Source organism: Testudinibacter sp. P17/SS/0325, assembly GCF_053570765.1.
Genome location: NZ_CM131635.1, coordinates 2315191 through 2334786 on the forward strand (window position 1 = coordinate 2315191; position 19596 = coordinate 2334786).

The 19596-nt window shown below is 45.4% G+C and carries 25 protein-coding genes and 1 riboswitch; of the genes, 19 read left to right on the forward strand and 6 right to left on the reverse strand.

Features of this window, described 5'->3' with window-relative positions:
* Window positions 1-41 precede the first annotated feature (41 nt).
* From ACWA50_RS11040 to ACWA50_RS11080, 9 genes are all read left to right on the forward strand, one after another.
* Window positions 42-407: a phage terminase small subunit P27 family gene (locus tag ACWA50_RS11040; protein ID WP_431052499.1), complete on the forward strand. Its 366-nt coding sequence runs from the start codon at window positions 42-44 to the stop codon at window positions 405-407.
* Entirely contained in the window at window positions 408-2075 is a 1668-nt protein-coding gene (locus tag ACWA50_RS11045; RefSeq protein WP_431052501.1) for a terminase large subunit, read from the forward strand.
* 22 nt (window positions 2076-2097) lie between these two features.
* Window positions 2098-2523 (forward strand): phage tail terminator protein, encoded by a 426-nt coding sequence (gene gpU, locus ACWA50_RS11050; protein ID WP_431052503.1) that lies wholly within the window; start codon window positions 2098-2100, stop codon window positions 2521-2523.
* 44 nt (window positions 2524-2567) lie between these two features.
* Complete coding sequence (locus tag ACWA50_RS11055; protein WP_431052505.1) at window positions 2568-3053, forward strand: HK97-gp10 family putative phage morphogenesis protein; 486 nt, start codon at window positions 2568-2570, stop codon at window positions 3051-3053.
* Between the two features lie 61 nt (window positions 3054-3114).
* Window positions 3115-3471, forward strand: coding sequence for a hypothetical protein (locus tag ACWA50_RS11060; RefSeq protein WP_431052507.1), 357 nt, complete (start codon window positions 3115-3117; stop codon window positions 3469-3471).
* 339 nt (window positions 3472-3810) lie between these two features.
* On the forward strand, window positions 3811-4452 hold the full coding sequence (locus tag ACWA50_RS11065) for a hypothetical protein (protein ID WP_431052509.1): 642 nt from the start codon (window positions 3811-3813) through the stop codon (window positions 4450-4452).
* Between the two features lie 172 nt (window positions 4453-4624).
* Complete coding sequence (locus ACWA50_RS11070; protein ID WP_431052511.1) at window positions 4625-4846, forward strand: helix-turn-helix transcriptional regulator; 222 nt, start codon at window positions 4625-4627, stop codon at window positions 4844-4846.
* Entirely contained in the window at window positions 4843-5193 is a 351-nt protein-coding gene (locus ACWA50_RS11075) for a hypothetical protein (RefSeq protein WP_431052513.1), read from the forward strand. Before ACWA50_RS11070 ends, ACWA50_RS11075 begins: the two co-directional genes overlap by 4 nt.
* Window positions 5190-5537 (forward strand): hypothetical protein, encoded by a 348-nt coding sequence (locus ACWA50_RS11080; RefSeq protein ID WP_431052515.1) that lies wholly within the window; start codon window positions 5190-5192, stop codon window positions 5535-5537. Before ACWA50_RS11075 ends, ACWA50_RS11080 begins: the two co-directional genes overlap by 4 nt.
* Window positions 5538-5870: 333 nt before the next feature.
* Here ACWA50_RS11080 and ACWA50_RS11085 read toward each other — a convergent pair whose 3' ends face one another.
* The gene (locus tag ACWA50_RS11085; RefSeq protein WP_431052517.1) at window positions 5871-6047 is read right to left on the reverse strand and encodes a hypothetical protein; all 177 of its coding nucleotides are present in this window, start codon (window positions 6045-6047) and stop codon (window positions 5871-5873) included.
* A gap of 131 nt (window positions 6048-6178) precedes the next feature.
* On the opposite strand from ACWA50_RS11085, the gene ACWA50_RS11090 reads away from it, so the two are divergent.
* From ACWA50_RS11090 to ACWA50_RS11105, 4 genes are read left to right on the forward strand one after another with little or no spacing between them, the layout of a single operon-like run.
* On the forward strand, window positions 6179-7135 hold the full coding sequence (locus tag ACWA50_RS11090) for a host cell division inhibitor Icd-like protein (protein ID WP_431052519.1): 957 nt from the start codon (window positions 6179-6181) through the stop codon (window positions 7133-7135).
* Complete coding sequence (locus ACWA50_RS11095) at window positions 7128-7628, forward strand: hypothetical protein (RefSeq protein WP_431052521.1); 501 nt, start codon at window positions 7128-7130, stop codon at window positions 7626-7628. Before ACWA50_RS11090 ends, ACWA50_RS11095 begins: the two co-directional genes overlap by 8 nt.
* Window positions 7621-7998 (forward strand): hypothetical protein, encoded by a 378-nt coding sequence (locus ACWA50_RS11100; RefSeq protein ID WP_431052523.1) that lies wholly within the window; start codon window positions 7621-7623, stop codon window positions 7996-7998. The genes ACWA50_RS11095 and ACWA50_RS11100 overlap by 8 nt, the downstream gene beginning before the upstream one ends.
* A complete protein-coding gene (locus ACWA50_RS11105) occupies window positions 7991-9799 on the forward strand; it encodes a DNA primase family protein (protein ID WP_431052525.1) in 1809 nt (602 codons plus the stop codon). The genes ACWA50_RS11100 and ACWA50_RS11105 overlap by 8 nt, the downstream gene beginning before the upstream one ends.
* Before the next feature lie 392 nt (window positions 9800-10191).
* Here ACWA50_RS11105 and moaE read toward each other — a convergent pair whose 3' ends face one another.
* The 4 genes from moaE to moaA all read right to left on the reverse strand — a co-directional run bounded on the left by moaE (window position 10192) and on the right by moaA (window position 12445).
* The gene (gene moaE / locus ACWA50_RS11110; protein WP_431052527.1) at window positions 10192-10647 is read right to left on the reverse strand and encodes a molybdopterin synthase catalytic subunit MoaE; all 456 of its coding nucleotides are present in this window, start codon (window positions 10645-10647) and stop codon (window positions 10192-10194) included.
* A gap of 1 nt (window position 10648) precedes the next feature.
* On the reverse strand, window positions 10649-10894 hold the full coding sequence (gene moaD, locus ACWA50_RS11115; protein WP_431052529.1) for a molybdopterin synthase sulfur carrier subunit: 246 nt from the start codon (window positions 10892-10894) through the stop codon (window positions 10649-10651).
* Window positions 10891-11385, reverse strand: a complete 495-nt coding sequence (moaC, locus tag ACWA50_RS11120) for a cyclic pyranopterin monophosphate synthase MoaC (RefSeq protein WP_431052531.1) — start codon at window positions 11383-11385, stop codon at window positions 10891-10893. The genes moaD and moaC overlap by 4 nt, the downstream gene beginning before the upstream one ends.
* 28 nt (window positions 11386-11413) lie before the next feature.
* Window positions 11414-12445 (reverse strand): GTP 3',8-cyclase MoaA, encoded by a 1032-nt coding sequence (gene moaA / locus ACWA50_RS11125; protein ID WP_431052533.1) that lies wholly within the window; start codon window positions 12443-12445, stop codon window positions 11414-11416.
* Window positions 12434-12591: riboswitch (molybdenum cofactor riboswitch) on the reverse strand. Its footprint overlaps the gene before it by 12 nt.
* A gap of 174 nt (window positions 12592-12765) precedes the next feature.
* Between moaA and ACWA50_RS11130 the strand changes: the two genes are divergently transcribed.
* From ACWA50_RS11130 to ACWA50_RS11150, 5 genes are all read left to right on the forward strand, one after another.
* Window positions 12766-13686: a gluconeogenesis factor YvcK family protein gene (locus ACWA50_RS11130; RefSeq protein WP_431052535.1), complete on the forward strand. Its 921-nt coding sequence runs from the start codon at window positions 12766-12768 to the stop codon at window positions 13684-13686.
* A gap of 118 nt (window positions 13687-13804) precedes the next feature.
* Window positions 13805-14464, forward strand: a complete 660-nt coding sequence (locus ACWA50_RS11135; RefSeq protein WP_431052537.1) for an amino acid ABC transporter permease — start codon at window positions 13805-13807, stop codon at window positions 14462-14464.
* Complete coding sequence (locus ACWA50_RS11140) at window positions 14454-15122, forward strand: amino acid ABC transporter permease (RefSeq protein WP_431052539.1); 669 nt, start codon at window positions 14454-14456, stop codon at window positions 15120-15122. Before ACWA50_RS11135 ends, ACWA50_RS11140 begins: the two co-directional genes overlap by 11 nt.
* Window positions 15123-15134: 12 nt before the next feature.
* Window positions 15135-15866, forward strand: coding sequence for an amino acid ABC transporter ATP-binding protein (locus tag ACWA50_RS11145; protein WP_431052541.1), 732 nt, complete (start codon window positions 15135-15137; stop codon window positions 15864-15866).
* A gap of 50 nt (window positions 15867-15916) precedes the next feature.
* Window positions 15917-16768, forward strand: coding sequence for a cysteine ABC transporter substrate-binding protein (locus tag ACWA50_RS11150; protein ID WP_431054345.1), 852 nt, complete (start codon window positions 15917-15919; stop codon window positions 16766-16768).
* A 73-nt stretch (window positions 16769-16841) separates the two neighbouring features.
* On the opposite strand, the gene sohB is transcribed toward ACWA50_RS11150, so the two are convergent.
* Complete coding sequence (sohB, locus tag ACWA50_RS11155) at window positions 16842-17900, reverse strand: protease SohB (protein ID WP_431052543.1); 1059 nt, start codon at window positions 17898-17900, stop codon at window positions 16842-16844.
* A 151-nt stretch (window positions 17901-18051) separates the two neighbouring features.
* Between sohB and trpE the strand changes: the two genes are divergently transcribed.
* Window positions 18052-19590 carry an anthranilate synthase component I gene (gene trpE / locus ACWA50_RS11160; protein WP_431052545.1) on the forward strand — a complete coding sequence of 513 codons (1539 nt, stop codon included), beginning with the start codon at window positions 18052-18054 and terminating at the stop codon, window positions 19588-19590.
* Window positions 19591-19596 lie beyond the last annotated feature (6 nt).

Below are 19596 nucleotides of genomic sequence, written 5' to 3' on the forward strand. Positions count from 1 at the left end.
TTTTTACGCACGATGATTTTTTTGAAAATATAGGAAACACAATGACGAGACGCAGAACCCCGAAAGTACCGGATTACTTAGACGACATCGCAACACAACAATGGAAAGCGCGAATCAAACAGCTATTAGAGCGTGGCGATATTCAAGACGCGGATTTAGTTCACCTTGAAATGTACTGCTTGAACTACTCGCTTTATCGCCGCGCGGTTCAAGATTTGGCACAGCGTGGCTTTTCGATCACCAATTCCCAGGGCACGGAAGCACGCAATCCGGCACTGACTGCCAAGGCTGACGCGGAAAAAATTATGATTAAAATGTCGTCCTTGCTGGGTTTCGATCCGGTTAGCCGCCGTAAAACGCCGGTGGAAACCGAAGATATGGACGAATTAGATCAGCTAGGGGCATAAATGAGCGAGTGGCACGACTACGCAACGGCGGTAAAAGACGGTCAAATCATTGCTTGTAAGCGCATAAAACAAGCGGTGGCGCGCTATTTTTCGGACTTAGATAATCCGCTTTATGTGTTCGATGAAACGACTGTAACGCAGTTTATCGCCTTTTCTCGTCTATGCCCGCACGTCAAAGGACATTTGCGCGGACAGCCGATTGCGTTGTCAGACTGGCAACAATTTTTATTTGCTAACCTGTTCGGCTTCAAGCATAAAGCTACCGGATTGAGAAAATACCGGTCCGCTTATGTTCAAGTGGCACGCAAAAACGCAAAATCTACCGTTGCCGCCGTGCTTGCCAACTGGTTTCTAATCATGGAAAAAGGACAACAGGATATTTACACTGCCGCCGTGAGCCGAGACCAAGCCCGAATCGTGTTTGATGACGCGCGCCAAATGTGCCTACTCTCAAAGCCGCTTAAAAAACGGGTCAGCATATTGCAACATAAAATGATCTACCCGAAAAATAACAGCCTTATGCGCCCGCTGGCGGCGAAGTCAAGCACCATTGAGGGAACAAACCCCAGTCTTGCCATTGTGGACGAGTACCACTTACACAGCGACAACAGCGTGTACAGCGCACTGGAATTAGGGCAAGGCGCACGCCCAGAGGGATTGCTATTCGCGATCACCACCGCCGGAAGCAATGTGATTTCTGCCTGTAAACAGCACTATGATTATTGTTGTCAAATTTTAGACGGCAACGAGCACAACGATTCATTATTTGTGCTGATTTTTGAACTGGACGAAGAGAGCGAAATAGACAACCCCGACAATTGGATCAAGGCGAATCCGAATATCGGCAAATCGATACCGCACTTAGACTTCGAGAACACGATTAAAAAAGCGCGCGGCATTCCGTCGGAATGGGTGGAAATGCTGACAAAACGCTTTAATGTGTGGTGCCAAGGCTCTACGCCGTGGCTAGGTGACGGCAATTGGGCGGCGTGCCAACGGGATTACAGCGAAACCGATTTACTTCACCAAGAATGTTACATGGGATTGGATCTATCCAGCACCAACGATTTAACCAGCGTATGCTATGCCTTTCCGCACGGTAACAAAGTGCGGTTATATGCCCGGCACTATATCCCCGAATTTCAGCTTAACAACGTGGCGAACAAGAACCGTGCTATCTATCGGCAATGGGTGCGGCAAGGTTGGTTAATCACCACCGAGGGCGATTGTATCGATTATGACAAAATCCGAGACGATATTTTAAAGGACGCAGAACGATTTGAGCTGAAAACAATCGGCTTTGACGTATGGAACGCCACGCACCTCAGAACCCAATTACAAGGCGCAGGGCTTGAGGTTGAGCCATTCCCGCAAACCTATCAGCGTTTTAGCCCGGTGGCGAAATCGGCGGAAGTGCTGATTAATCGGCAGGTCATCGAACACAACGGCGATCCGGTTTTAGCGTGGGCATTGTCTAACGTGGTCATGGAAACCGACGCCAACGCCAACATTAAGCCCAACAAGAAAAAGGCGGCGAATAAAATCGACCCGGCAATTGCGTTCTTAATGGCATTCGGCACTTATCAACTGGAATATGGCGATATTGCCTTTGAAATGAGCGAAGCACACAAAACCGCCCTTGATAACTTCAACGGCATTGATTTATAACCCAAACCAAGGAGCAACAAAAATGCAACAAGCTAAAACAATCCGCAATCATGTTTTTTCACACCTGAGCGGACACTTCCCCGAAATTCGATTTTACCACAACGGGCATTTATTGGTTTTGAATGAAGCCGATTTCCCGGCATTGTCGGTGTATATTGATCAATTACAAACCGATGATGACGATTTATGCGGCAGTTACTGGAGCGGTAAATTAAACGTTTCTTTGTATGTGCCGGCGGTGGTGGCGGAAGAACACCTAGACGATTTGGCGGAAAAGGTGATCCAACATATCCGCAAATTGCCCGCTATTGACCTCTTGGAATCAAGCAATCTTGAAAGCATTCAATACAGCACCGATGACGATAACAGCGTGTACCGCAACGCCGTGTTGCAATATGCGATCAGCTTTTATCGCAACGAAGAAGACAGTGACGAAGACGACGAATAGGCATAATCAGGCGGTGGCAGCCGCCTGTACCATAAGGGGAAACAATGGGAACAACAACCAAAATCAGCGGACTGGCCGAGATAAAAATCAACATGGGAAAGGTTGAGAAAGCCTTATTAAAAGCCGCACGAAAGCCAATCCGAAAAGCCTTAACCGCTGGTGCGAATGACTTAAAGAAATCCATTCGTCCGAATGTTCCCGTGTTAAAAAGTGCGGCCAGCTTTCGGGCAAAAGGCACCGTAAAGAAGAACGTGCGGCATAAAACCAAAGTCGCCAAGGACGGATTAAGCGGACGAACCTTTATAGGTATTCGCCGAGCTGGTAAAAAGCGCATGGCGAGAGTGGGCGAAAATACACGGGATAACACCGATCCTTTTTACTGGTGGATGGTGAACTACGGTACGCAGAAAATGCCCGGACGGCACTTTATAGAAAAAGGCGCAAGCCAAGGCAAAGACCGCGCACTAAAAACCACCGCCCAAACCTTTTTAGAAGAGTTTAAAAAAGAGACTAAAAACATCATAAAATAATTGAAATACCCCGCTATTATTGGTACTTTCTAAGTATGATTAATGATGATGGGGGCATGCGATGACATATATATTAAAAGTATTTTTTTTGTTATTTATAGCCCCCTACATACTCTTTTTTGCTGCCGGATTTATTTTTGCTCATTGGGAGTTATTTTTAATTAGTATCGTTATTTTTGCGATTTTCTCCATCATTTATACCGCTATTGCTGACCGCAAAGCAAAATTTAAAGCAATAGAGAAAGAACAAAAAGAACTTAACCGAGCTAGATTCATTCAGCAGAAAATAGACAGCTATCGCCAAGCACAACAGAAGAAAGAGCCTGAACCACTATTCAAAGCAACCGGCACAGCGACGTTTATTCCGGCTGCTGGTGGCGAAGAACAAAAGATTAACATAATAATTAATATCAAATAAGAGAGGGGTAAATAGTGGTAATTGATAATCATACAATAAAATTAAGGTGTGAGAATTGTAAAACTGAATCAATATTCGAGTTTTATCAAAAAGGATCAAATTACTCAATGGGGAATTGGTACGAAAAAAGAAAAAATGTAAATGATACGCACAATATAGCGATTACACTGGACACCGATCCCCCAGAAGCAACTAACGCAGTCTGTATTACATGTAACAATCAGCTACAAAAAAAGATACAATAACCCAATAAAACACGCCTAGGCTGATCCCCGAAAGCAAGAAACCTTATCTTGTTGGTGTGTTTCCACTCTTAAGGATAAATGCGAAAGGGGCGTTATGGATTTTAATTTCATTTCAACTAAATTACTCAGCCTTATCGAACGACTTGAAACTGAGGCAGAACTATCAGACTCCCAATTAAATGAAGCATTGACCATATGGAATAATGCCATTAGTGAGATTGGGAAAGATGAATATGACGCATTTGGTAATTTATTAGAGGACAATAAAATACCAGAATATACAAAGGAACAGCTGTTATTGAGATTGGATTTAATAAATCATTTATTTAATTGTTTAGTTGAAACTAAAGATGAATTTATGAAAAATGATTTGAAATATATATTCCCTGATGTTCAAGAAATGAATAAAGAGTTTAACGATAGAAAGAAAATAGATCGAAAATACATCATACTATTTAACTTCATGTATTCAATGATGAAATCAAGTATTAACGAAATTTATTCTTATACTAAGGTTTCCGCTAAAGTTGAGCGTTCTATAAAAGGTAAATCTCCAAAGAAAAAGAAACCCGAACAACTAAAAGCCGAAGAATGGGCTAAAGATATTTGGGAAAAAGATAACACAATATCTTTAGAAGATATGGCATACCAATTAAAAGACAAGTTAGATTTAACACAAAATCCTAGAACAATAATAAACTGGATTAGACAACTAAACCCAAAAAGAAAGCCCTAACAAGGGCTTTTTTACTATCTGATAGATCATAAAAGCAACTTATATGATCTAATAAGCAACTTATGTAATCAGGTAAGTTGCTTATAGGTTTTTCAAAACATCTAAAATTGACTTAAATAACCCCCGTAACGTTACGCAACACCCCGAAACAAAACGGACGAGAGGTTATTTAATGAAAATACAACCACAATCCCCCCAAAAAAACCAAGTATGGATCAGCACTGCCGAGGTTATGGCAATGCTTTCCTTTGGGCGCACAAAACTCAATGAGTTAGTCAAAACAAATCAATTTCCGCAGCCTATCCGCCTGACCAGCAACTTTATTCGCTGGGATTTGGCAGAAGTCACGGAATGGATCGAGCAACAAAAAGCAAATCGAGGAGCAACACAATGACCCGATTAATGACCGTCGCAAAAGCCTTGATCACCAATCCGCATATCGGTGTTAGCGAAAAGGAATCTTATTTCAATTGCCACTTTCTGAATGCCCGCAATGAGGTGAACGAAATCGAGAGAACCTTGAATATTGAGATTGAGCGAGTAAGAGAAAAAAGCGAAACCGGACGGAATTACACCCGTTATTTATTGGGAAGTGCCGAACAAATCCACAAAGTCGCCGAGCTTTATAACGCCAAATTGAAATATCAGCAGCAACATTTCAAACGTTATTTAGAGTTAGCATTCATCACCGATAACGAAATTCAACACGCCATTAATTTAATAGGAGCAAAACAATCATGAACCAAGAATTAACCGAAGAACAAGAAATTCGCGCACTGCCGATATTGATTACACGCTATAAAAATCAATATCCGTTTTTTACTTTTAGCTATGATGAAGAGCTTGGCTTTTTCCATGCGGTGCATTTAAGCAAAAATAATTTTTTCATTGTTACTTCACAGGTAGAAACGTTTGAGGAGCTGGCGGATATTATCGCCGTACAGCAAGCCACAAGTAATATTCCGTTGCTGGTGGATTTTATGGAAGTGAATTTATTAACCGTATTTAATCGAACACTGAAAACGGTTCACCGCAATACTAAAAAACCGAAACAGAAAAAATCACTTTGTGACGTTTTCCATTAACCAATAAAAAAGGCTGGAATCACTCCAGCCTAATTTAAAGGACTATAAGCATATGCCTAAACTTATAATCATTTTCACAACTACGAACTTGATACATTACCAATTCACGGATTTATTTTCACAAAGTAGCTCAAAGGCTATCAACGTGAATTTAAATCAAGAACATGATACCAAATTTCTTGCGGGGGGTGTAGCGTTTTTTGGACATACCCCGCTTAACTGTCTAGGTATCCTAAAATTTATGACACCTACTACAAAACCCAATTTTGGTTTTTGCTTTAAAAACAATGAATTACATAGCCGAATTTTCGGCTTTGCTTTAAAATCAACCTCTTACCCCTTCAACTCAATGCCACGAGTGGCAAGTTCTTTACGGATTATGCGCTTTATCCAAGCAGAAACAGAAGCGTCACCATCAATTTTAACAGCCTCGCTAATACCTTTTTCAAGCAATGGATCTACACGCAATGCAATCTGTTTATTGCCTTTAGTTTTGAAAGTGGTTGACATGGGGTTATCACCTCGTTATAGTTTATCAAGTGTCAACCAATTGTATTGCAATAGACACGAAAAAGCAAACGCCCCGAAGTGGTGCAACACTCAAGGGCGTTCTAACCAACCATCTTACTAAGGATAAGACTATGGCTAAGCAAAATTATACCCGAAAAACCACCACCGCCCAAACGTTGGCAGCAGTATCAGCCAACGGCGGACACCCTACCAATATTCAAAAATGTGATCGAAATCACTTTACACCGCACCGCACTTTAGGCTATTTTAATTGCGCAGTCGCAAAATCGACTGCCGAGCCTCGAAACTCGAATAGATACAAGGCGCATAACACGCCCGAAGCGTGTTTTTTTATGCGTAGCATTCGCACACCCAAAAAGACGGAAAACCGTCTATCTATGGTGGCGTGCGATGGGAAAGGTTTCGCCCTTTGCTGCTTTCCTTGTGTCGCAGTTTTCGAGCCCGTCGCACGTTACCGCCCAAGCCTCGAAACTTCCGCGGTAACTTCTAAAATCACACAAGGAGTTACAGCCATGATTTATCAATTTTTAGGCATTTCCCGCCAACACTACGACAAAACCCAAGCGCAACAAATCCGTATTCAAGCCGACAGCGAAACCCACGCCCGCGCCGTTTTAGGCAGGGATTTTGTGCTGGTGCTGTTAGGACGTTTGCCCGACAGCGCCGCAAATGACCGCACTTTGACCGCTGGTGCATTGACAGCGAAAAATAAAGTCGTTAGTATTTCTAACGTTAAGGCTACTCACCTTGACACGACTAATGATAACAGCGGCAACCGCACCCGACAGCTTAGCGGTATTTTTTTATCAAAAATTCCTCAAACGGGCTTACTACACCCGTTTAATACCGAATTGGCGATAAGGTTAAGAGGGCGAAATAAGGCGAGCAATCGCACGAATAAGCCCCGCCGACTGTTATCGGTAGTTGATTGCCTTATCGCCCCTATTATGGGCGGTAATTCACTAACTAAAATAACAGGAAATCCCATCATGAAAACCCATACCAACACTGCCACAAATCCGCCTATTGTCCTTTCTGCTGACGTCAAGGGGGTGATTTATGCGTAATTCAGCCACCAGCAGACCAAGCCCGAACGCTATTTTTAAATCGGTTATGGCGAAAACCGCCGAGGGTAATCTAATCACCGAAGACAGACGCAATGCTTTTGACGTTTATCTTGCTGAGCTTGCTACCGCTTATAACTTGCCTTACGGATTTAACGAAGCCAAACACATCGAAACCCAAAAAGGCGAAGAAATCGGCTTAATCGCTAACTTAGCGGTCCATTTCATGAATTACCACGTTTTAGGCAAGGTGCTAGCCGAAACTCCCGAAATCAGGCGATTTATTAATGAAAAATTAGGCGAGCAATATCTAGCCAATGCCACCGAATGGACAGGCGGAAACCTTAACCACATCAGCCAAATCATCAACGCCGACAGTCTAGCCGAGGACTGGCGAGAACAAGCCAAGGCGAGCTATCAAAAAATGCTTGATGAAAGCGCACCATTGCGCCATAGAACAATCATCATGACTGATTTGGAGGTGAAACATGGCTAACACTACTCAACAATCTAAAACCTGTTTTATGCTCAGAGCGTTCTTTAATCACGGTATGGCTGGAGAATTGAGCGGTTCAGTGCCGCTTATTCTAGGATTTTACAAAACCGACAAGAACGCCGAAGATTTTGCTAAATTTGCGCGGCGGTTGCTGGACGGCTTTCAATCACACGAAGTTATCCCACTGAACGGCGACCCGATAAAGTGGCAAATAACCGGAATCACGGCTAACAGCAAACAATACAAGCTCACTTTATGCGATAACCATTATCAAGCGTTAGAAGAGACCAAAACGCTAATCAATCGTTATCAGTTTGAAGAAGTTCGCATTCAACGCCTTGATTTAGGTAAAGAGGTTATCAATGGCTAGATTAAAAAACGCACCGCACTTGAAAGATCAGCCGGACACGCCACTACATGAAGCAGTTATTCTTGTCGGTGGTGGTGCGTGGCACGCTTACGGCAAAGACGGCAACGGCACAGGGTGGCAGGTGCTGGCAAAACAGATCCGAGATAAAGACGGCATTAAGCCGGTGATTATCGGTAATGAGCAATTGGCAGAACTCCACCGCTTACGAATTGCCAAAGCAGATCAGAAAATTATCGGCTTATACCAATTTGGGAAACTTGCGGCCGCACAAATCACCGCACTTTGTCATAATTTGGCGGTACACACTGCCGCCGATAAAGTCACATTGTGCGATAACGTAGGACAGTTAAACGAAGATTTAAGCGACTATATCGCCCGCATTCGTGCGGGTGATACCGTAGCGGCGGTGGTGGCGGAAAATGCCACCGCTGAAATTGATCTTCATCATGCCCGCGATAACGACAAAGTGAAAGCATTCATAGCGTGGCACAACTGCCCTTTGAAACGAGATATTACCCTAGGCAAAACTTACCAATACACCGGCGCAGTGTGGGAAGAAGTCGCGCAGGAACGACTAGAGCGCAAAGTTCTAGCCTTTTATCGCGACAAAAAAGCGGATTACAAAATCAACACCTTGAGAAAACTGGCGGAGCTGATCACGCTAAGCATTGACGAAATGCCAATAGAAAGCATGGATTACATCGGCTTCACGAATGGCGCGCTCAATAAAAAGACCGGTGAATTTATCGCACATAATCCCGATCTGGGTTTGAGGCTGATTGATCATTTCCCTTGCCGCATTTCCAGCAAGGCAACACCGCACTTTAATGATTGGCTAAATTTTGCCACCAACGGCAGCCAAGAAAAGAAATCCGCTATTCTGGCTGGCTTATACATGATTCTAACCAATAAACACCATTGGGGGTTATTCCTTGAAGTCACCGGCGTTGGTGGTGCTGGAAAATCATTACTTGGTGAAATCGCCGCCACGCTCAACGGACGCGGCAACAGCGTGATAATGGCAATCAAAGATTTTGACAAGGCGGAAACACGGTCATTGTTCATTGGTAAGTCTTTTGCGTACTCACCCGATCAAAAACCCTACACCGGCAGCGCAGACGGTTTAAAAGCGTTCACTGGTGGCGATTTAATGACGGTCAAATTATTGTATAAAGATCCGTTTGACTATAAGCCAACGGCTAATTACATGATGATCACCAATGACCCGATTTTATTCACCGACAGAAACGGCGGTATCGCACGCCGCCGAGTGATTATTTTCTTTGATAAGCCAATCCCCGAAAGCAAAAAAGACGTGAATTTTATTGATAAAATCAAAGGTGAAATTTACGGTATTGTTCACTTGTTGCTAAACCGTTTTAAAGATAATCCGGAAGAAGCCCGGCAAATCTTAGAAAACTTTAAAAATCACGCTGACGGGGTGAATATCAAGCAAAAAACAAATCATCTGATTGATTTCGCCTCAGCGTTTAAAGTCGAGCCGATCAACGAAAGCGATTCGCTACGAGAGCGCAACGCAAAAATCAACGGGCTTTATTGGGGAAGCGGCACCAGCAAACGCAACGCAGATAGCGCACTTTATCAAGCCTATCTCAAATACTGCGATTGCCAAAACTACAACCAGCGATTAAGCCTGTTATCTTTTAAGCAAGCATTGCCGGACGCATTGAAAGAAGCCGGGCAAAAAGCCACGCTAGAAGAGCGCAAAAAAGACAATGCGCAGCTCACTAATATTTACTGGAAAGACCGCCACGCCACGTTTGAGGAGTGGGAGGGATAACATAACCAACGATACAGAAAGGGCTTAACCGCCCTTTTTTGTTGTCGTGAAAAAGTAGTAGCTGTTTTCAAAATAAAAACGAGGTACTTTTCATCTAATCAGTCAACTACTGAAAACAAAAGCATTTAATATCAATAAGTTAAAATCATATCGATCTAAAATAGTAGATAAGTAGCTAACCCCCCCATAAAAGTTTTATTTTTTTATTTCGATTTTTTTTATTTTTTTCTGTGATTTTTATTTTTAGTAATACAGTTGGTAATACAATCAAAAACTGAATTGATAAAACCCCAGTATTTACGCCATTCACAGCGATCAATTCAGATGTCGCCAGCAAATACAAAAAAGCCTTGATACTTAAATATCAAGGCTTTTGATTACTAACGATTCACCTACCACTTCTCCGCCGCTTGCTTATCGCTCGCGCGTTCTTCGATCCAGCGTTCGCCTTTGTCGGTCAGTTCTTTTTTCCAAAATGGCGCTTGGGTTTTGAGGTAATCCATAATAAATTCGTTGGCGTGGTACGCGTCGCCGCGGTGAGCGGAACTAACCCCGACCAACACGATTTCATCGCCAGTGTGCAATTTGCCGACACGGTGAATCAGTTGCACCCGTTGCAACTGCCAGCGTTGGCAGGCTTGTTGCACGATGTCGCGCAAGGCTTTTTCGGTCATTGCCGGATAGTGTTCCAAATACAGGGTTTGCACGCTGTCGCCGAGGTTCATTTCGCGCACTTTGCCGATAAACAGCACCACCGCACCGCTGCTGTTCGGTGCGGACAACCATTGGTAAACCGCACTTTGATCGAACACTTCGCTTTGTACCGCAATCCGAATCTCGCAATCCATCTCAGCCCCCTGTCACCGGTGGGAAAAACGCCACTTCGTCGCCGTCCTGAAGCGGGCTGTCTAGCGACATTAGGGTTTGATTGATCGCCACCAGCAATTTGCCGCTTTGCAATGCCAATGCCCATTTTTCGCCTCTGCTTGCCAGATGTTGGCGCAACGCTTCCGCCGTAGCGAACTCTGCCGCCAGTTGTAATTCGTCGCAATCGATCAATTCACGCACTTGCGCAAAAAACAGCACCTTAATCATTTACCCTCTCCTGTTTCTTCCGCCAAAAAATCGCCCGATTTGCCGCCGCTTTTGCTTAACAACCGCACTTGCTCAATCACAATGTCCTTTTGCACCGCTTTGCACATATCATAAATCGTCAAGGCGGCGATGGAGGCGGCGGTCAAGGCCTCCATTTCCACGCCGGTTTTGCCGCTTAAACGGCACAGACTTTCGATCCGCACTTGGTTGCTTTGCGGAAGTGCGGTCAGATTGACTTCGACTTTGGTCAATAATAACGGGTGGCACAGCGGAATCAGTTCCCAAGTGCGCTTTGCCGCTTGGATTCCGGCAATGCGTGCGGTGGCGAACACATCGCCTTTATGGTGATCACCGGATAAAATCATGTTTAAGGTTTGTGCCGACATGGTCACCAATGCTTCGGCGCACGCCTCGCGCACGGTTTCCGCTTTATTGCCGACATCGACCATATTGGCTTCGCCGTTACTGTTGATATGGGTAAATTGCTGCATAAGTTTCTCGATAAATAGAATGGGGCGATCAGCCGCCGATAGATGCCAAGTGCGGTCGCACGCCGCTGTCGCCTTGATGTAAATAGTGGTGTTCGCGCTTGCCTTGCAACGCCGACAACAGGCGATGTTGCAACTCGGCTTGCTGCCAATCTTGTTGCAGCAGATCGCGAATATTCGTGCCTTCTTCGCCGAACAAACAGAGGTGCAACAAGCCTTTCGCCGACACGCGCAACCGGTTGCAATCGGCGCAAAAGTCTTTCGAATACGGCATAATCAAGCCGATTGAACCTTGATAATCGGCGTGCTTAAACACCTTTGCCGGACCGTCGGTCACGGCACGCTGCTGTAATTGCCAACCGTTTTGCAACAGTTTTTGCATTAACACCGTGCCGGAAAGGTGATGACGTTGGAAAAAATGATCCATCTCGCCGGTTTGCATTAGTTCGATAAAACGCATTTCAATCGGGCGATCTTTAATCCACGCCAAAAACGCCTCGAAATCACGATCATTCAAGCCTTTCATCAGCACCGAATTGACTTTAATCTGCTGATAACCGATGTCAAACGCTTTATCAATGCCGCTCATCACCTGATGAAACAAATTTTCGCCGGTGATTTGGCGGAACATTTTCGGATCAAGGCTGTCCACGCTGACGTTAATTGCGTCCAAACCTGCCGCCTGCCAATCGGCAACGGATTTTGCCATGCGGTAACCATTCGTCGTCAGCGCAATTTTTTTGATTTTGTCGTTGGCGCGCACGGTTTCGATGATTTGGCTGAAATCTTTGCGCAAGGTCGGTTCGCCGCCGGTGATCCGCACTTTTTCCGTGCCCATTGCCGCAAAGGCATTAATCAAACGGCGGATTTCGCTTAAGGTTAAAAACGAGGGCTTGTCCGCTTTCGGCTGATAGCCGTCGGGCAAACAATAATTACATTTGAAATTGCATACATCGGTGATCGATAAGCGTAAATATTGATATTTGCGCTGAAAGCGATCAACTAAAGCAGTCGTATTGTCGACCGCACAAAACGGGATCTGTGAAGTAAATTCGGGTTGCATTCGTCACCTTTCTAAACACGAGCGGATAAACCGTTTCCAGCGTATCCGGCGTAGCACAAACCGCGGTGCTAACAGGCTTGTCGCCATATTGCCGTTAATAGCATAACGGTAACGTAGGTCAAACAAGCTCGGAGTGATGCGTTGTTAATAAATTGGGCTAATTTTAGCATTCTGATTGACAAGCGCAATCCCCAAAATGATGTAATTGCGGCTATTTTCCGCATTTGTGATCTGCCCCCGTTTTAAAGTGCGGTTTTTTAGCGGATAATATAAAAATAACGTGAAAAAAGCGCAATTTATTATTAAAAACGAGTATTTGCATGAATTATCATACTGACCGTCTGCCACATCTCACCCGATTACAACAAGTTGCCGCCATTGGCGGCGGGCATGGCTTGGGGCGCTTGATGTCGGCGTTGGGCTTTATGAAAGAACGCCTGACCGGCATTGTCGCCACCACCGATAATGGCGGTTCGACCGGTCGTATCCGCCTGCAACACGGCGGCATTGCCTGGGGCGATTTGCGCAACTGTATCAATCAGATGATTACCGAACCGAGCACCGCCTCCGCCCTGTTTGAATACCGTTTCAGCGGCAGTGGCGATCTCGCCGGGCATAATCTCGGTAATTTGATGTTAAAAGCATTGGAAGATATGCGGATCCGCCCATTAGAGGGCGTGAATTTGATCCGTAATTTGCTGCGGGTGCGTTCGCATTTGATTCCGATGTCGGAAACACCGGTACATCTGGGGGCGAAACTGCATTCCGGCGCAACGGTGGTCGGTGAAGTCAATATCGATAAATTCGATCAATTGCCGAAACGCCTGTTTTTAATTCCGCAAGTCAGTGCTACGCCGGAAGCGGTCACGGCGCTGCAACAAGCCGAATTGATTCTGCTCGGTCCGGGCAGCTTTCTAACCAGCATTATGCCGCCGTTGCTGTTGCCTGAAATTGCCAAAGCCCTGCGACAATCAGCGGCAAAAATTTTATTTATTGATAATCTTGGCGTAGAGCACAGCCCGGCAGCGAATCTGTCGCTCAAAGATCGAATCGATTGGATCGAAAGTGCGGTCGGCGCAAGTGTGATTGACGGTATCATCACCTATCCCGAAGCGGATTATCACGATCTGCCACACAAAAAAGTATTGGCGCGGCAACTGAATGACGACGATATCAGCTACCGCCACAACCGCACTTTGTTGTGTCAAAGTATTGATCAATTATTCTCTTTTTGCGAATAATCCAGTCGTCATATTTCGATTGGTTATAATAAATAGCGAATTCGTCTAATTAATCAGCTATTTATTCTCAATGCAATCTTTTATGATTTCTGTCATCTAAATTGACTGAAAACATAATATGAACTGGTCGTATATCTACAGCGTTCTTCCGCGATACTTTGAGGCAACCCTGCTTACGCTGCAACTGGCGTTTGCCGGAATTGTACTGTCGCTGTTGCTCGGCTTGTTGTGCAGTATCGTGACCACTTACAAAGTGCGGTATTTACAGTTGCCGGTGAAATGCTATATCGAAATTTCACGCAATACCCCGCTGTTGATCCAAGTTTTTTTCCTCTATTTCGGGCTTTCCAAAATCGGCATTCAACTCAGCGGTTTCACCTGCGCGGTGATTGGCTTGGCATTTTTGGGCGGCAGTTATATGGCGGAAGCAATTCGCGCCGGTTTGCAAGCCGTGTCGAAAAACCAGATTGAATCGGGTTTGAGTATCGGTTTAAAACCGCAACAAGTGTTCCGCTATATCACCTTACCGCAAGCCTTTGCGATTTCCATTCCGGCAATCGGCGCAAACTGTCTGTTTTTGATGAAAGAAACTTCGGTTGTCAGTGCGATTGCAGTGGCGGAACTGATGTTTTTGGCAAAAGACCTTATCGGTATGGATTATAAAACCAACGAAGCGTTGTTTTTACTGGTGGTGTTCTACTTGATTATTTTGCTACCGGTTTCTTTACTGATCAGCAAACTGGAACGCAGACAACGGAAAGCAAAATATGGGGCTTGATATTCTGTTCGAAGGCAGCAATTGCGCCCGCTTACTCGGCGGTTTGTGGATCACGATTAAAATCTCATTTATTTCGGTGTTTTTCTCCGGCATATTCGGTGTTGCCATCGGTTTATTGATGACCGGCAAAGCCTATTGGATTCGCGCCGTTTGCCGTTTCTATCTGGAAGTGGTACGGATTATGCCATTGCTGGTGTTGCTGTTTCTCGCCTATTTCGGCATGGCAAAATGGTTCGGCTTGCACCTCAGCGGCGTACAGGTCTGCATTTTGGTGTTTGTGTTTTGGGGTGCGGCGGAAATGGGCGATTTGGTGCGCGGTGCGCTGACCTCGATTGAAAAACATCAAATCGAGTCGGGGCAAGCATTAGGCTTAAACCCAATGCAACTGTTCCGCTATATTTTGTTTCCGCAAAGTTTACAACGCATCACCCCGGGCGCAATTAATCTGTTCACCCGCATGGTCAAAACCAGCTCGTTGGCAATGTTAATCGGTGTGTTGGAGTTGATTAAGGTCGGACAACAACTTATTGAAAACTCGCTGTTAACCTTGCCTTCCGCCTCGTTTTGGATCTACGGCTTGATTTTTATCCTTTATTTTTTAATTTGCTATCCCCTTTCGTTATTTTCACGTCATCTTGAAAAAATTTGGGAAAAATAGGCAGGCGACATTATGGCACTACTCGATATCCAACACTTAGATAAACATTACGGCAGCGTGCAAGCCTTGCAAAATATCCAACTTTCCGTCGAAAAAGGCGAAGTGGTGGTGATTTTAGGTCCGTCCGGTTGCGGCAAAAGCACGTTGTTACGCTGCCTCAACGGACTGGAAGAAATCAGCGCAGGAAATATTTTGCTACAAGGCTGCGGCAAACTGGGCACGGAGATGTCTTGGGTACAGGCGCGCCAACATATCGGCATGGTGTTTCAAAGTTATGAGCTGTTCGCGCATATGTCGGTGATCGACAATATCCTGCTCGGACCGTTAAAAGTGCAAAAACGCCGGCGCGCCGAAGTGGAACAACAAGCGGATCGCCTGCTGGAAAAAGTCGGCTTGTTGGATCGTAAACAAGCATATCCGCGCGAGCTGTCCGGCGGACAAAAACAGCGGATTGCGATTGTACGTTCGTTGTGTATGAACCCCGATATTATGCTGTTTGACGAAGTGACGGCGGCGCTTGATCCGGAAATGGTGCGTGAGGTGTTGGACGTGATCCTCAATCTTGCCAAAGACGGCATGACCATGTTGATCGTCACCCATGAAATGTCGTTCGCCGAAAAAGTCGCGGATCGGATCATTTTTATGGATAAAGGACAAATTATCGAGTCGTCCACCCCACACGCGTTTTTCACCGCGCCGCAAACCGAGCGCGCAAAAGCCTTTTTAAATATGCTGAGCTATTAATTTTTTATTAACTTAACTCAATAGAAGGAAACTCAACCATGCAAAACAACGTGAAAAAAACCATTAAGTACGCTTCAGCCCTACTGGGCAGCTTGGTGTTGGCACTCGGCTTAACCGCCTGCGGCGATAAAGCGGAATCCAACAGCGCACAAAGCACATCTTCTCTGGAACAAATCAAGAAAAATGATGTGATTCGGATCGGCGTATTCGGCGATAAACCGCCCTTTGGCTACGTTGACAGCAACGGTAAAAATCAAGGTTTCGACATTGAAATCGCCAAAGATCTGGCAAAAAATCTGCTCGGTGATGAAAACAAAATTGATTTCGTGTTAGTCGAAGCCGCCAACCGAGTGGAATATCTGCAATCGAATAAAGTCGATATTATCCTTGCCAACTTCACCCAAACCCCGGCACGTGCCGAAGTGGTCGATTTTGCCAAACCGTATATGAAAGTGGCATTGGGAATTGTATCAAAAGACGGTGAAGTCATCAGCGATGTGGCACAATTAGACGGCAAAACCTTGTTGGTCAACAAAGGCACGACGGCTGATACCTATTTCAGCAAAAATTATCCGAACCTGAATTTATTGAAATTCGAGCAAAACACCGAAACCTTCGAAGCCTTGCGTGACGGACGCGGCGCGGCATTGGCACACGACAACACGCTGCTGTTCGCCTGGGCAAAAGAAAATCCGGGTTATACCGTCGGTGTGCGTAGCTTAGGCGATTTGGATTATATTGCGCCAGCGGTGAAAAAAGGCGACAGCGAATTGTTGAATTGGTTGAACAGTGAAATCGAAACTTTAGGCAAAAACGGCAAATTACTGGAAGCGTACAACAAAACGCTATTACCGGTTTATGGTGATAGCGTACAAGTCGATGATGTGGTTGTCAGCTACTAATTTAAACCTGATTTCAGCAAAAGTGCGGTACGGCTCACTCACCTGCTCAACCGCACTTTCATCTCTATCACGCTTAATACAAAGTGCGGTTACTACGCTGCAACCAACGCATTAGCAGGTTGTCGCTACTTTCCTCGGCTTGTTTGCCGATTTTTTGCATTAATGATTTTTTACGCATAAATTTCACTTCCAACACGTCTTTATCCGCTAACGCCGCCAAAATCAGATCGTCGCTGGTGGCGATTTCATCAACCAAGCCCAAATTCAACGCCTGTTGCCCGAACCAATGTTCGCCGGTGGCGATTTTTTCCAAGTCCAAGTTTGGGCGGTGAGTGGCAACAAAATCTTTAAACAGTTGATGGGTTTCCTCTAATTCTTGCTGGAATTTCTCGCGTCCTTTTTCGGTGTTCTCGCCTAAAATCGTCATGGTGCGTTTGTATTCGCCGGCAGTCATCACTTCCACATCGACATCATGTTTTTTCAGCAAACGGTGAATATTCGGCACTTGCGCCACCACGCCGACCGAGCCTAAAATCGCAAACGGGGCGGAGGTAATCTTGTCCGCCACGCACGCCATCATATAACCGCCGCTCGCCGCCACTTTGTCCACCGCCACGGTCAATTTCACCCCTTTGGCTTTCAAACGGCTTAATTGCGACGCCGCCAAGCCGTAACCATGCACCACGCCGCCGGGGCTTTCCAAACGCAGCAACACTTCATCATCGGCTTTCGCCACCGCCAAAACCGCACTGATTTCATTGGCAAGTGCGGTTGTGCCGCTGGCTTGGATATCGCCGTGGAAATTCAACACATACAAACACGGCTTGGCTTTTTCTTCACTCGCCTCGCCATTCTTCGCCGCTTTTTTCTTGGCTTTCGCGTCCAGCTTGTCTTGTTTCTTACGTGCTTTTTCCTGCCGTTTTAATTGTTCGTCGCTTAAACGGAAATCCTGTAACTTTTCCTGATTTTCTTTGTATTGTTTTGCCAAATCGGTGATTTTCAGCTCGCCGACCGCACTTTGTTCTTTTTGGCGCAGATTGACGATAAAGGCGAAAATCGCCGCAATCACCAATAAAATCGTCAGCACCTCGAGGATAAACACCCCGTAATTAATTAAAATTTCAGACCACATGGTTTTTCCTTGTTATAAATAGTCATTACCGATAAATGAAAGGATTATCATACACTATCCTGCTATTTTTACTAAAAGCAAAAAAATCACTTGACCAAATCCTTTTGCACTAGTTTAATAGTACAAAAATTCAACCCGAACGAGATTACCAATGCCATATATTCATATCACCCAGCAAGCCGTTGCTTATCACGCTGATCCGACTGCGATTTTTGCAACCCTATGCCAAGATAAAACCAATACCCTGCTATTGGAATCCGCCGAGATTCAAAGCAAAAACAGCTTGACCAGTCTGTTGTTTATCGACAGTGCGCTCAAAATCACCTGTTTGGATAAAAACGTCACCTTTTCGGCATTAAGTGCCAACGGAAAAGCGTTATTACCGTTAATCGAAAAAACGTTACAGGGTATTGCAAAAGCAATAAATTATACGCAAGACAATGTGCTGACCGCACTTTTCAGCGGACTCAATCCGAATTTGGACGAAGACAGCAAATTACAGGCAGCGACGGTGTTTGACGGTTTGCGCGTGATTAATCAACTGTTTAATCAAGCTGAAAGTGCGGTTTATCTCGGCGGTTTGTTTGCTTATGATCTGGTTGCCGGGTTTATCCCGATGGAAAATATCAACCTGCAAGACGATCAGATCAGCTGCCCCGACTACTGTTTTTATTTAGCCGAGCAGTTGTTGCGCTTAGATCACCAGCAACAATCGGCAACATTACAAACCTTCTGCTTTATCGCCGAACAGCAACCGCACTTGGATTCCGCGGCGGAAAACATCAAACGGCAACTGCGCCGAATTCAGGATAATTTGCCGATTCAAGCGGCTTCAAGCGAAGTGAGCGTGAATATTGACGATCCCGAATTTAAGCGGATCATCGAACAGCTAAAACAGCATATTTTTGTCGGCGACGTGTTCCAAATCGTGCCGTCACGCCGTTTTTCCCTTGAATGCCCGAATCCGTTGGCGACTTATCGCCGTTTGAAAATCACCAATCCAAGCCCGTATATGTTTTATATGCACGACGCAGATTTTATCCTGTTCGGCGCCTCGCCGGAAAGTGCATTGAAATACAGCCAAGCCAGCCGTCAGTTGGAAATTTACCCGATCGCAGGTTCACGCCCGCGCGGTTTTGATATGCACGGCAAAATCGATCCGGAACTGGACGCACGTTTGGAATTGGAATTGCGTTTGGATAAAAAAGAGTTGGCGGAACACCTGATGTTGGTCGATTTGGCACGCAACGACATCGCCCGCGTTTGCCAAAGCGGCACGCGCCAAGTGAAAGAATTAATGCAAGTCGATCGCTACTCGCACATTATGCACCTTGTCTCACGCGTGGTCGGCAAATTGCGCCCCGAGCTGGACGCGCTGCACGCCTACCAAGCCTGTATGAACATGGGCACGCTGACCGGCGCACCGAAAATCAAGGCAATGCAATTGATCTACCGATTTGAAAAACAAAAACGCCACAGCTACGGCGGCGCAGTCGGCTATCTCAGCTCCGACGGCAATTTCGACACCTGTATCGTGATCCGTTCCGCTTTCGTGCAAAACGGTATCGCCCACGTGCAAGCCGGCTGCGGCGAAGTGCTGGACTCCGATCCGCAAATGGAAGCGGACGAAACTCGGCACAAGGCAAGAGCGGTCTTAAACGCCATTATTCAAACAAATAACAACATCTAAGGATTT